This window comes from Aeromonas sp. R7-5, assembly GCF_040908015.1.
In the GTDB taxonomy this organism is placed as follows: domain Bacteria; phylum Pseudomonadota; class Gammaproteobacteria; order Enterobacterales; family Aeromonadaceae; genus Aeromonas; species Aeromonas caviae.
On the sequence record NZ_JBFOCZ010000026.1, the window covers coordinates 345,081 to 357,636 of the forward strand.

Consider the following 12,556-nt stretch of genomic DNA (forward strand, 5'->3'; position numbering starts at 1 on the left):
CTCTCGGCTTGTTATACCGTTGGCAAAGGCTTGGCTGAGTATATGGGGGCGCAAAGATGAGATTCAATCGCCTTGGCCGTAAAAAGCATGAAAGGGGCAAAAAGCCCCTTTATGTGATTAAAAATCAGACAGTTACTCTGAGGCTGCGGCCTGAGTCTCGGGATTGTCGTAGATCATCAGAGGCGCGGAGTCTCCCTTGATCACCGTCTCGTCGATCACCACCTTGCTGACCCCTTTCAGGGAGGGCAGGTCATACATGGTGTCAAGCAGCACGGCCTCGACAATGGAACGCAGACCCCGGGCACCGGTTTTGCGCTCCATGGCCTTGCGGGCAATGGCATTGAGCGCGTCGTCACGAAACTCCAGCTCCACCTCTTCCAGGGCAAACAGCGCAGCATACTGCTTGGTCAGCGCGTTCTTCGGCTCTTTCAGGATCTGGATGAGGGCAGCCTCGTCAAGCTCGGTCAGGGTCGCGACCACCGGCAGACGACCGATGAACTCGGGGATGAGACCGTACTTGATGAGATCTTCCGGCTCCACCTTGGCAAAATTCTCGCTCAGGGTTGCCTTGGCATTCTTGGATTTCACCTCGGCGCCAAAACCGATGCCGGTGCCCTTGACGGAGCGCTGCTCGATCACCTTGTCCAGCCCTGCGAAGGCACCACCACAGATGAAGAGGATCTTGGAGGTATCAACCTGCAAAAACTCCTGCTGCGGGTGCTTGCGACCGCCCTGGGGCGGCACGGAGGCGATGGTGCCTTCGATCAGTTTCAGCAGTGCTTGCTGCACCCCTTCCCCGGAGACGTCGCGGGTGATGGAGGGGTTGTCCGACTTGCGGGAGATCTTGTCGATCTCGTCGATGTAGACGATACCGCGCTGGGCCTTTTCCACGTCGTAGTCGCACTTTTGCAGCAACTTCTGGATGATGTTCTCCACGTCCTCGCCCACGTAACCGGCTTCGGTCAGGGTGGTAGCATCGGCCATGGTGAAGGGCACATCCAGCAGACGAGCCAGGGTCTCGGCCAGCAGAGTCTTGCCGCTGCCGGTGGGGCCAATCAGCAGGATGTTGGATTTGCCCAGCTCCACGCCACCGGACTCGCTGCCGCTGCGAAGACGCTTGTAGTGGTTGTAGACAGCCACTGCCAGCACCTTCTTGGCGTACTCCTGACCGATCACGTAGTCGTCCAGATGGGCGCGGATTTCATGAGGGGTCGGCAGCTCGCTACCATCGCGCTTGGGAGAGATCTCACGGATCTCTTCGCGGATGATGTCGTTGCACAGCTCGACACACTCATCACATACGTAGACGGAAGGGCCAGCGATCAGCTTGCGCACTTCATGCTGGCTTTTGCCGCAGAAAGAGCAATACAGCAGCTTGTCGCCCTCACCCTTGCGTTTCTCTGTCATTCAGCGACCTCGTTTTATCAATAGAGGATGGATCGTCCTGCTGAGTTTACAACAGGACGGGGTACCCTGCTCAGCCGCGCTGGCTCAGGATGCCGTCAACCAGACCATAGGCAACGGCCTGCTCGGCGGACATGAAGTTGTCACGGTCGGTGTCGCGCTCGATGGTGGCCATGTCCTGACCGGTATGGAACGCCAGACGATCGTTCAGGGTATTCTTGATTTTCAGGATCTCCTGGGCATGGATCTGGATGTCAGAAGCCTGCCCCTGGAAGCCGCCCAGCGGCTGGTGGATCATCACTCGGGCATTGGGCAGGCAGAAACGCTTGCCCTTGGCGCCACCGGCCAGCAGGAAGGCCCCCATGGAGCAGGCCTGCCCCATGCAGACGGTGCTCACGTCCGGCTTGATGAACTGCATGGTGTCATAGATGGACATACCTGCAGTGACGGCGCCACCCGGCGAGTTGATGTAGATGCTGATGTCCTGATCCGGGTTCTCGGACTCCAGGAACAGCAGCTGGGCCACCACCAGGTTCGCCATGTGATCCTCGACCTGACCGGTCAGGAAGATCACCCGCTCTTTCAGCAGACGGGAATAGATGTCGTAGGAACGCTCCCCTTTCGCGGTTTGCTCTACCACCATCGGGATGAGCGCATTGCGTGGGGATTCAGTCACATCGTTATAGTTCTTGTACATAAGGCATTGTCCCTAAAATAAAATGGCCCGAGTGGAGTTCACACGAGCCATTATACTTAACAGTTTTGACCTTAAGTCAAATGTTCTTAGGCAGCGGCACCAGACTTGTTGATCACTTCGTCGAAGGCAACTTCTTTCTCGGTGACTTGCGCCTTGGACAGGATCAGATCGATGGCTTGATCTTCAATGGCCAGGTTGCGCACGCCGTTCAGCATCTGCTCGTTCTGCTGATAGTACTCGATCACTTCTTTCGGATCTTCGTAGGCAGTGGCCATGGACTCGATGATGCTGGTCACACGGGCGTCATCAGCCTTGATCTCGTTGGTGCGGATGACGTCACCCAGCAGCAGACCAACGCGGACACGGCGCTCGGCCTGGGCCTGGAACAGCTCGGCCGGCAGCTCGGGGGCGTTGCCGCCCTGGAAGCCACCGAAGCGCTGCAGAGCCTGCTGACGCAGGGTGTCGATTTCCTGGGCAACAGCAGCCTTCGGCAGATCGATCTGGTTGGCTTCAACCAGGCCGTTCAGTACCTGCTCTTTCACGCTGTTTTTCAGGGCCTGGGCCAGTTCGCGCTCCATGTTCTTGCGCACTTCTGCCTTCAGCTCTTCAACGCTGCCGCTCTCGATGCCGAAACGCTTGACGAACTCTTCGGTCAGCTCGGGCAGCACCTGCTCTTCAACCTTGTGCAGCTTGGAGGCAAACTTGGCAGCCTTGCCCTTCAGGGCTTCGGCGTGGTAGTCAGCCGGGAAAGTCACCTCGATGGTGAACTCGTCGCCCGCTTTCTTGCCCAGGATGGCATCTTCGAAGCCCGGGATCATGCGGCCAGCGCCCAGTTCCAGGGTAAAGCCTTCAGCCTTGCCACCGTCGAACTCTTCACCGTCGATGGAACCGACGAAGTCCATGGTCACACGCATGCCGTTGGCGGCAGCCACAGCAACTTCAGTCCAGGTGGCGTGCTGCTTGCGCAGGGTGTCGATCATGTTTTCCAGGTCGCTGTCCTTCACGGTGGCAACCGGCTTCTCGACCTTGATGCTCTCCAGACCGGCAACTTCGAACTCCGGATACACTTCGAAAGTGGCGGTGAATTCGAAATCCTGACCTTCTTTGATCTCTTTCGGATCCATGGTCGGGGCGCCAGCCGGGCTCAGTTTGTTCTCGATGATGGCCTTGATGAAGTTGTTCTGCATCATTTCATCGGCAACGCGGGCGTGAGCCATGGCACCGAACATCTTCTTGATGATGGCAACCGGAGCCTTGCCAGGACGGAAACCGTCGATGCGACGGGTTTTGGCCAGGCCATTCAATTCTTTGCGCACGGCGGCGTCAACGGTAGCGGCCGGTACAGTGATGGTAAGACGGCGTTCCAGACCCTGGGTTGTCTCTACAGAAACTTGCATTCTTTTACCTCGTTCAACTCAGCACTGAGTGCTGACCCTTTATTGCCCCCGGGCAAGCCCGGAGTCTTCCTGTTTATAAAGACAACGACTGTCTTTGTGATGAGAAAATATGACGCGACATTATAGCGGCGTGCAGTGGTCGCGTCGAGCCGCACATCCCCCATCCGGGGCACAGACAGCACAATTTGCGCAAGACTTTCTCCTATATGGGGAAGCCTTGCACCGAGTTCAAGCGTTCCATCCGCAATAATTTGCACTGGCTCACTCTTTTTCACGGCGAACGGGCCATTTTGATCGCCATCCGCCGCCAATCGGGCACAAAAATGGCGTGCTGCGACCCAAATTGTCCACCTTCTCGCCTGTGCCATTGCGTCCCCCGGCAGGGCTCGTTATGGTGACAGCCAATTCACATGCTGCTGGAGTCACCCACATGTCCTTTTTCCGCTTCTTGTTCAATCTGCTCTGGTTCGTGCTGGGAGGCGTCTTCATGGGGCTGGCCTGGTGGCTGGCGGGGCTGCTCTGCTTCGTCTCCCTCATCGGGATCCCCTGGGGACGCGCCTGCTTCGTCATTGGCACCTTCACCTTCTTCCCGTTTGGCAAGCAGGCGGTGAGCCGCAAGAGCATGACGGGCCAGAGCGACATCGGCACCGGCGCCCTGGGGCTGATTGGCAACATTCTCTGGTTTGTGCTCATCGGGGTCTGGCTGGCCATCGGCCACATCGCCTCGGCGCTGGCCTGTTTCGTCACCATCGTCGGCATCCCGTTCGGCATCCAGCACCTCAAGCTGGCCCTCATCAGCCTGGCCCCCATCGGCCAGATGATAGTGACCAACCACGAGGCCGAATCGGGCCGCTACATCCGCTGACGGCCCATCTCAGGCTATCCTTGCGGGTGGAAAAAAGGGCAGACTAGGGTCTGCCCTTTTTCATTGCCCCATTCGAGGTCTTCCATGCTGCCCAGCCATTTTTTTGCCAACCTCGCCCGTATGCGCCTCATCTACCGCTGGCCTCTGATGCGCAACATCCAGCCCGAAAACATCGCCGAGCACAGCCTGCAGGTCGCCATGGTGGCCCACGCCCTCGGCCTTATCAGCAATCGCCTGTTCGGCGCTCAGGTGGATGCCGACCGGGCTGCCGTCATGGCCCTCTACCACGACAGCAGCGAGGTGCTGACCGGGGATCTGCCCACCCCGGTCAAGTACTTCAATCCCGAAATCGCCCGCGAATACAAGAAGATTGAGCTTGCCGCCGAGCAGCGCCTGCTGGGCATGTTGCCGCCTGAGCTGGTCGAGGACTTTCGCCCCCTGCTCGACTCCGGCGCCCAGGACGAGGCCCTCACCAGCCTGGTGAAGGATGCAGACACCCTCTGTGCCTACACCAAGTGTCTGGAGGAGCTGAGCGTCGGCAACCGGGAGTTCGAGCCAGCGCGAAAGCGCCTCGAGCAGATGCTGGACGCCAGGATGAACCCCGCCATGCGCTACTTCATCGATGTCTTCGTGGGGAGTTTTTCACTGCCTCTCGATGAGTTGAATGCCCATTGATGCCATCAACACGGCACCAGGCATCATCTCCTCCTGCATATTGCCCCGATAACCGCCACTTCGGGGGTTTCCCCACAAACGAGTGACAATAAAAAGGGCCCCGCAGGGCCCTTTATCACATCCATGGGTATCAATGCCCCAGCTCCCGGGACGGCACCAGGCCGCTCGCCCGCCAGGCGGGATAGAGGGTCGCCACCAGGCTCATCAGGATGGCGGCGCCGGTCACGATGAGCAAGTCCTGCATGTGCAGCTCGGTCGGCAGGAAGTCGATGAAGTAGATGTCGGGATTGAGGAAACGGTGCCCGATCACCCCTTCGATGGCGCTCAGGATCTGGGTCAGCTTGCTGGAGAGCAGGCCGCCCAGCAGGGCGCCTAGCAAGGCTCCCGCCACCCCGTTCACCATCCCCTGGATGACAAAGGTAAGCCGGATCTGGCCCGGGCTCGCCCCCATGGTCTTCAAGATGGCAATCTCGCTGCGCTTCTCGTTCACCGCCATCACCAGGGTGGAGACGATGTTGAAGCAGGCCACCGCCACCACCATCAGCATCACCACGTACATCACGGTGCGCACCATCTGGATGTCCTGATAGAGATAACCCTGACGGCTCATCCAGCTGCTGATATAGACGTAGTGCGGGAATTTCCGGGCCGCCGCCACCGTGATGGACTGGGCCTTGAGCACGTCGCTCACCTTGAGGCTGACCCCCTCCACCGCGCTGCCCATGCCGGTGATGGCCTGGGCATCCGCCAGATGCATGAAGCCGAGCAGGCCGTCGAGCTGGCCACCGATCTCGAGCAGCCCCACCACGGTGAGCGCCTCCCGTTTCGGGTTCTTGATGCCGGCGGCATCACCCGACTGGGGCAGCAGCAGGGTGACGGTGTCCCCTGTCTTGACCCCCAGCTTGTCGGCGATGATCTTGCCGAGGATGACCCCGTGTTCACCCGCCTGCAGCTCGCGAAGGCCCCGGCCCGTCATGAAGTTGCCCGCATCGGAGAGATTGGCTTCCAGCTCCGGCAGCACCGCACGCAGCTGGACCCCCTTGAGGGCGGAACCGTGCTCCAGCAGGCCGTCCAGGCGAATGACGGGCGCAGCCGCCTCCACCCCGGGCTGGGCCAGCAGGTAGTCCCTGAGCCTCGGCCAGTCAGGCAGCGGCGCTTCCATGCCGATGAGCTCGCCGTGGGGGACCACGGAGAGCACCCGGTTCTTGAGCTCCCGCTCGAACCCGTTCATGGCGGAGAGGCCAAGAATGAGGGCCATCACCCCGAGGGCGATCCCGATGAGGGAGGAGGCCGAGATAAAGGCGATGAAGCCGTTGCGACGGCGGGAGCGGCTGTAACGCAGGCCCAGGAACAGGGGCAGCGGCTTGAACATCAGGCGACCTCCGCCATGATGCCGCTCACCAGGGTCACCCGGCGGTGGAGCTTGGCGGCCAGGCTCAAGTCATGGGTCACCACCACGAACGCGGTGCCAAGCTCGCGGTTGAGCTCGCACAAGAGCTCATAGACGGCGGTGGCGCTGGCATGATCCAGGTTGCCGGTGGGCTCGTCCGCCAGCACCAGGCTGGGTTCGTTGACCAGGGCTCGGGCGATGGCCACCCGCTGGCGCTCGCCACCGGAGAGCTCGGACGGTCTGTGGTTGAGACGGTGGGAGAGCCCCACCCGCCCCAGCATCTTGCTCGCCTTCTCGGTGGCGCTGGCCACCGACTCACCGGCGATCAGCAGCGGCATGGCCGCATTTTCCAGCGCGCTGAATTCCGAGAGCAGGTGGTGGAACTGGTAAACGAAGCCCAGCTCCTGGTTGCGAAACCTCGCCTGGGTGCGACTGTCCCAGCCATGGATGTCCTGCCCCTTGAACAGCACGGCGCCGCTGGAAGGGTTGTCCAGCGCCCCCATCAGGTGCAGCAGGGTGGTCTTGCCGGAGCCCGAGCTCCCCACCACCGCCAGCATCTCCCCGGGGGCGACGTCCAGCTCGATCCCCTTGAGTACCTGGGTCTCCAGATTGCCCTCTTTGTAGACATGATTGAGGGCCTGGCAGCGCAGCAGCGGCTCGCAGGAGACGGATTGATTCATAACGGGGGCTCCACTTGCACCAGTAACAACAGAAGATGAATTATTCATAACGCAGCGCCTCCGCCGGTTTGACCCGGGCCGCGCGGGAGGCCGGGTAAAGGGTGGCACTGAAACTCAGCAGCACGGCACCCAGCAGGATGGTCATGACCTGGGCCGGCTCGACGATGACCGGCAGACCGCTGCCCCCTGCCGCCATATAGAGGTTGAGCCCAAGGGCATTGAGCAGAGGATTGAGGCCAAAGCAGAGCGCCAGCCCCGCCAGCCCCCCGAACAGGGCGCCGATGACGCCGCTCGACGCCCCCAGCACCATGAAGATCTTGACGATGCCGGATTCGCTCATGCCCATGGTACGCAGGATGGCCACCTCCCCTTCCTTGTCGGTGACCACCATCACCAGGGCGGAGAGGATGTTGAAGGTGGCAACCGCGATGATCAGCACCAGCATCAGCCCCATCATCCGTTTTTCCATGGCCACCGCCTGGAACAGCTCGCCGCGCTCGCGGCGCCAGTCCTGCCACTCCAGCCCGTCCGGCAACGCGGTCTTCACCACCTCGTCGGCGGCGAAGGGATCGTCCAGCCAGAGGCGGATGCCGCCCACCTTGTCTGCGGGCAGGCGCAGCATGCGCTGGGCATCCCCCAGGGCAATCAGGGCCACCTGGCTGTCCACGTCGGCGCCGACCCCGAAGATGCCGGAGACGGTGAAAAGACGCTGGGCCGGCACCCGGCCAAAGGGGGTAAAGCGGGTACCTTCGGTCAGGATGAGACGCACCTGGTCGCCGATAGAGACCTTGAGGCGGCTGGCCACCCCCTGCCCCAGCACGATGTGGTATTCACCGGCCTGCAGGCTGTCAAGGCGCCCACCCAGCATCTGGGCGTGCAGGATGTCATCCTTGGGCCAGCGGGCGGGATCGATCCCCTGCACGCTCACGCCGGTGAGCTGGCCCGGGCTTTGCAGCATGCCTTCGCTGTCGAGCATGGGGGCCGTGGCCACCACGTGGGGCAGGCGGGCCAGATCGGGCAGACCTTCGGGCTCGGCCTCGATGCGTCCGGCCTGATTGGTCACCACCACATGGGGGATCACTCCGAGGATGCGCCCCTTGAGCTGGCCTTCGAACCCGTTCATCACCGAGATCACCACCATCAGGGCGGCGACCCCGATGGCGATGCCAAAGGTGGAGAACAGGGAGATAAAGGAGACGAAGCGGTTACTGCGTCGCGAGCCTGCATAACGCAGGCCGATGGCCAGCGACAGTGGCTGAAAAAGTCCGGTCTTCAAGGATATCTACGTTGCCAACGAAATAAGATACCGGATAATAAAGGGAAACCGTCTATGACAACAAGGGATAGCCTCCATGCAGGAACAGTTCTTCAGCGTCACCCATGCCACGCCGGTCAATGTGATCCCCATGCCGGCCGACTTTCGTCTGCCGACGCTGGAGGCCCTGGAGGCCGAGTTGCCCGAGCCGTTTCGCATCGCCTCCGCCATTACCTCCATCGATCTGGTGAGCAGCCGGTTGCTGCGCAGCCAGAACGAGTCCATGCACGATCTGGTGGAGATCATCAATCAGCAGTCCCGCAAGATCGACATGATCATGGGTTATGTGCTGGCGGCCCAGGATCACCCCGAGCACCGCTTCCACACCCTGCGCTTTGGCGCCGGGCAGCTCACCTACCTGCACCCCCACCAGGGGCACGGGGAGGCCCCCGCCCTGCACCAGATCGTGCGGCTCAAGATCTTCCTGCGGGAAGAGGCCTCCGCCGTCTACTGCTACGGCGAGGTCGTGCAGCGGGACGCCGGAGAGCATGGCACCCACGTGGTGCTCGACTACGTGCGCATCCGCGAGGATGACCGGGAGCTGCTGGTGCGCGCCAGCCTGCATGTGCAGTCGAAACAGCTCAAGCTGCGTGCCCAGGAACGTCAGCGCTAACCCAGGTCCATGTCAAAAGAACGCCAACAGTAAAAGACTCCGATGATGCCAATGACCCTCCCCGCCTTGCCCGCCAAAGCGGGCCAGAAGACAACGTTCGGCCAGCTGGTCGGCAGCAGCCTGGCTCTGGTTGCCGCCCGCCTCACCCGGGAAGCCCGAAGACCCGTCCTGCTGGTCACCGCCGATACCCCGAGCGCCCTGCGCCTTGAACAGGAACTGGGGTTCCTGCTGGCGGATCAGGATTGCCCGGTGCTGCTGTTCCCGGACTGGGAGACCCTGCCCTACGACAGCTTCTCTCCCCACCAGGACATCATCTCCCAGCGCCTCGAGACCCTCTACCAGTTGCCGCAGATGCGCCACGGCGTGCTCATCGTGCCCATCTCCACCCTGATGCTGCGCACGGCGCCCCAGGCTTATCTCGACAAATACAGCCTGATGGTCACAAGCGGCCAGCGCCTCAACCTGCAGCAGTTGCGCGGGCGTCTGGCGGAGGCGGGCTACGTGGCGGTGGAACAGGTGCTGGAGCACGGCGAATTCGCCGCCCGCGGCTCCCTGCTGGATCTCTTCCCCATGGGGAGCAGCCGCCCCTATCGCATTGATTTTTTCGACGACGAGGTGGACTCCATCCGCCCGTTCGACCCCGAGACCCAGCGCTCCAGCGAGCCGGTGAAGTCGGTGAGCCTCCTGCCCGCCCGGGAATTTCCCACCGACGAGGGGGCCATCGAGCTGTTTCGTGGCCAGTATCGCGAACAGTTCGAGATCTCCCGGGCCGAGGGCTCCGTCTATCAGGAGGTGAGCAAGGGGCGCTGGCCCGCCGGCATCGAATATTACCTGCCGCTCTTCTTCAACCAGACCGCCAGCCTGTTTGACTACCTGCCAGGCAACACCCTGCTGCTCACCGTGGGGGAGATCTACCCCGCAGCCCAACGCTTCTGGAACGACATCGGCCAGCGCTATGAAGACAGGCGCTGGGACAACACCCGTCCCCTGCTGCCGCCCCAGCAGATCTATCTGCCGGTGGAGCAGCTCTTCGCCGCCCTCGGGGACTATGGCGCCGTGCGTCTGCAGGAGGCGACCGTTGACGGCGGAGCGGGTCAGCACGATCTGCCCCTCGCCCCCCTGCCGGATCTGCAGCTCGACCACAGCAAGGAGCAACCCCTGCTGGCCCTTGACGGCTTCCTGCAAGGCTTTGCCGGGCGCACCCTGTTTGCGGTGGAGTCCGAGGGGCGGCGCGAGGGGCTCGGGGATCTGCTCGCACGGATCAACCTGCAACCCCGGGAGTTTGCCTCCCTCGACGCCTTCCTCTCGAGCGATGCGCGCCACGGGCTGCTGGTCTGTCCCCTGGAGCGGGGCTTCCTGCTGCAAGAGCCCGGCCAGACGCCCCTTGCCCTCATCACCGAAGCCGAGCTGCTCGGCGGCAAGATCCGCAGCAAGCGCCAGCGGGACAAGAACAAGAACCTGAGCTCGGATGCGGTGATCCGAAACCTGGGCGAGCTGACCCAGGGCCAGCCGGTGGTGCACCTGGATCACGGGGTCGGTCGCTACCTGGGGCTCGAGACCATAGACGCAGGCGGCCTGCCCACCGAGTTTCTGACCTTGGAATACGCCGGCGGCGACAAGCTGTTCGTGCCGGTCACCAGTTTGCACCTGATCAGCCGCTACACCGGCTCGGACAACCCGCCCAGCCACAAGCTCGGCGGCGAGGCCTGGGTCAAGGCGCGGCGCAAGGCGGCGGAAAAGGTGCGGGACGTGGCGGCCGAGCTGCTGGATGTCTATGCCATGCGGGCAGCCCGTCACGGTTTTGCCTTCAAACACGACCGGGAGGCCTACCGCCAGTTTGCCGCGAGCTTCCCGTTCGAGGAGACCGAGGATCAGCTCAATGCCATCAACGCTGTGCTCGGCGACATGTGCCAGGCCAAGAGCATGGACCGCCTGGTGTGCGGCGACGTGGGCTTTGGCAAGACAGAAGTGGCGATGCGGGCGGCCTTTGTGGCGGTGCACGGCGGCAAGCAGGTGGCCGTGCTGGTGCCCACCACCCTGCTCGCCCAGCAGCACTACGACAACTTCCGCGACCGCTTCGCCAACTGGCCGGTGCGGGTGGAGGTGCTGAGCCGCTTCCGCTCCGCCAAGGAGCAGAGCGCGGTGATGAAGGAGATGGCCGAGGGCAAGGTGGACATCATCATCGGCACCCACAAGCTGCTGGGCGCCGAGCTCACCTTCAAGGATCTGGGCCTGCTCATCGTCGACGAGGAGCACCGCTTCGGGGTGCGCCAGAAGGAGAAGATCAAGGCGCTGCGCGCCGACGTGGATATCCTCACCCTCACCGCCACCCCCATTCCCCGCACCCTCAACATGGCCATGTCCGGCATGCGGGATCTCTCCATCATCGCCACCCCGCCCGCCAAGCGGCTCGCCATCAAGACCTTCGTGCGCCAGCACGAACCTGCGGTGGTGCGCGAGGCGGTACTGCGGGAATTGAAGCGTGGCGGCCAGGTCTACTACCTGCACAACGACGTGGAGAGCATCGAGAAGTGCGCCGCCGATCTTGCCGAGCTGGTGCCGGAGGCGCGCATCGGCATCGCCCACGGCCAGATGCGCGAGCGGGAGCTCGAGCGGGTGATGTCGGACTTCTACCACCAGCGCTTCAACCTGCTGGTGTGCACCACCATCATCGAGACCGGCATCGACGTGCCGAGCGCCAACACCATCATCATGGACCGGGCGGATCACCTTGGCCTGGCCCAGCTGCACCAGCTGCGGGGCCGGGTCGGTCGCTCCCACCACCAGGCCTATGCCTACCTGCTCACCCCCCATCCCAAGCTGATGACCAAGGATGCGGCCAAGCGGCTGGAGGCCATCGCGTCCCTCGAAGATCTCGGTGCCGGCTTTGCGCTCGCCACCCACGATCTGGAGATCCGGGGCGCGGGCGAGCTGCTCGGCGACGATCAGAGCGGCCAGATCGAATCGGTGGGCTTCACCCTCTACATGGAGATGCTCGAGCAGGCGGTGGAGGCGCTCAAACATGGCAAGGAACCGTCCCTGGAGCAGCTCATGAGCCAGCATACCGAGGTGGAGCTGCGCCTGCCCGCCTTGCTCCCGGACGACTACATCCCGGACGTCAACATGCGGCTCTCCATGTACAAGCGCATCGCCAGTGCCGCCGATGAGCAGGAGCTGCGGGAGCTCAAAGTGGAGCTCATCGATCGCTTCGGTCTCTTGCCGGAGCCGACCAAGACGCTGATGGAGCTGGCCGCCTTCCGCCAGCGCGCCACGGCGCTGGGCATTCGCCGGGTGGAGATGAGCGAGCGCGGCGGCTATCTGGACTTTACCCAGGAAACCCGCGTCAACCCGGCCTATCTGGTCAAGCTGCTCTCGGAGCAGCCGCGCATCTACAAGATGGACGGACCGACCCGGCTGCGCTTCCAGGTGCCGACCCAGGACAGGGCCATGCGCCTCAAACTGGTGGACGGCCTGCTGGCGGATCTCGCCCGCCATGCCACCCCCTGAGGGGAAGCATGAC

General features: G+C 62.6%; 10 protein-coding genes. 4 read left to right on the plus strand and 6 right to left on the minus strand.

Features of this window, described 5'->3' with window-relative positions:
- Positions 1-132 precede the first annotated feature (132 nt).
- The 3 genes from clpX to tig all read right to left on the minus strand — a co-directional run bounded on the left by clpX (position 133) and on the right by tig (position 3,498).
- Positions 133-1,407: an ATP-dependent protease ATP-binding subunit ClpX gene (clpX, locus tag AB5Y53_RS10165; protein WP_010674573.1), complete on the minus strand. Its 1,275-nt coding sequence runs from the start codon at positions 1,405-1,407 to the stop codon at positions 133-135.
- 70 nt (positions 1,408-1,477) lie between these two features.
- The gene (clpP, locus tag AB5Y53_RS10170) at positions 1,478-2,101 is read right to left on the minus strand and encodes an ATP-dependent Clp endopeptidase proteolytic subunit ClpP (protein ID WP_005324106.1); all 624 of its coding nucleotides are present in this window, start codon (positions 2,099-2,101) and stop codon (positions 1,478-1,480) included.
- Between the two features lie 86 nt (positions 2,102-2,187).
- Entirely contained in the window at positions 2,188-3,498 is a 1,311-nt protein-coding gene (gene tig, locus AB5Y53_RS10175; RefSeq protein WP_368181898.1) for a trigger factor, read from the minus strand.
- A gap of 430 nt (positions 3,499-3,928) precedes the next feature.
- Between tig and AB5Y53_RS10180 the strand changes: the two genes are divergently transcribed.
- Positions 3,929-4,363 (plus strand): YccF domain-containing protein, encoded by a 435-nt coding sequence (locus tag AB5Y53_RS10180; RefSeq protein WP_039039046.1) that lies wholly within the window; start codon positions 3,929-3,931, stop codon positions 4,361-4,363.
- A gap of 84 nt (positions 4,364-4,447) precedes the next feature.
- Positions 4,448-5,038: a 5'-deoxynucleotidase gene (gene yfbR, locus AB5Y53_RS10185; RefSeq protein ID WP_010674569.1), complete on the plus strand. Its 591-nt coding sequence runs from the start codon at positions 4,448-4,450 to the stop codon at positions 5,036-5,038.
- Between the two features lie 130 nt (positions 5,039-5,168).
- On the opposite strand, the gene lolE is transcribed toward yfbR, so the two are convergent.
- From lolE to AB5Y53_RS10200, 3 genes are read right to left on the minus strand one after another with little or no spacing between them, the layout of a single operon-like run.
- Entirely contained in the window at positions 5,169-6,410 is a 1,242-nt protein-coding gene (gene lolE, locus AB5Y53_RS10190) for a lipoprotein-releasing ABC transporter permease subunit LolE (protein ID WP_368181900.1), read from the minus strand.
- Positions 6,410-7,108 carry a lipoprotein-releasing ABC transporter ATP-binding protein LolD gene (gene lolD / locus AB5Y53_RS10195; RefSeq protein WP_010674567.1) on the minus strand — a complete coding sequence of 233 codons (699 nt, stop codon included), beginning with the start codon at positions 7,106-7,108 and terminating at the stop codon, positions 6,410-6,412. Before lolD ends, lolE begins: the two co-directional genes overlap by 1 nt.
- Positions 7,109-7,148: 40 nt before the next feature.
- Positions 7,149-8,384, minus strand: a complete 1,236-nt coding sequence (locus tag AB5Y53_RS10200; protein ID WP_010674566.1) for a lipoprotein-releasing ABC transporter permease subunit — start codon at positions 8,382-8,384, stop codon at positions 7,149-7,151.
- A 76-nt stretch (positions 8,385-8,460) separates the two neighbouring features.
- On the opposite strand from AB5Y53_RS10200, the gene AB5Y53_RS10205 reads away from it, so the two are divergent.
- Both AB5Y53_RS10205 and mfd read left to right on the plus strand, forming a co-directional pair.
- Positions 8,461-9,036, plus strand: a complete 576-nt coding sequence (locus tag AB5Y53_RS10205; RefSeq protein WP_042863798.1) for a PilZ domain-containing protein — start codon at positions 8,461-8,463, stop codon at positions 9,034-9,036.
- 42 nt (positions 9,037-9,078) lie between these two features.
- Complete coding sequence (mfd, locus tag AB5Y53_RS10210) at positions 9,079-12,543, plus strand: transcription-repair coupling factor (protein ID WP_368181901.1); 3,465 nt, start codon at positions 9,079-9,081, stop codon at positions 12,541-12,543.
- Positions 12,544-12,556 lie beyond the last annotated feature (13 nt).

Bases quoted from the DNA above. Each gene is read 5' to 3' on its own strand.
- AB5Y53_RS10205 (WP_042863798.1), top strand. From the start codon at position 8,461: ATGCAGGAACAGTTCTTCAGCGTCACCCATGCCACGCCGGTCAATGTG.
- clpP (WP_005324106.1), bottom strand. From the start codon at position 2,101: ATGTACAAGAACTATAACGATGTGACTGAATCCCCACGCAATGCGCTC.
- AB5Y53_RS10180 (WP_039039046.1), top strand. From the start codon at position 3,929: ATGTCCTTTTTCCGCTTCTTGTTCAATCTGCTCTGGTTCGTGCTGGGA.
- clpX (WP_010674573.1), bottom strand. From the start codon at position 1,407: ATGACAGAGAAACGCAAGGGTGAGGGCGACAAGCTGCTGTATTGCTCT.
- yfbR (WP_010674569.1), top strand. From the start codon at position 4,448: ATGCTGCCCAGCCATTTTTTTGCCAACCTCGCCCGTATGCGCCTCATC.
- lolE (WP_368181900.1), bottom strand. From the start codon at position 6,410: ATGTTCAAGCCGCTGCCCCTGTTCCTGGGCCTGCGTTACAGCCGCTCC.
- mfd (WP_368181901.1), top strand. From the start codon at position 9,079: ATGATGCCAATGACCCTCCCCGCCTTGCCCGCCAAAGCGGGCCAGAAG.
- tig (WP_368181898.1), bottom strand. From the start codon at position 3,498: ATGCAAGTTTCTGTAGAGACAACCCAGGGTCTGGAACGCCGTCTTACC.
- lolD (WP_010674567.1), bottom strand. From the start codon at position 7,108: ATGAATCAATCCGTCTCCTGCGAGCCGCTGCTGCGCTGCCAGGCCCTC.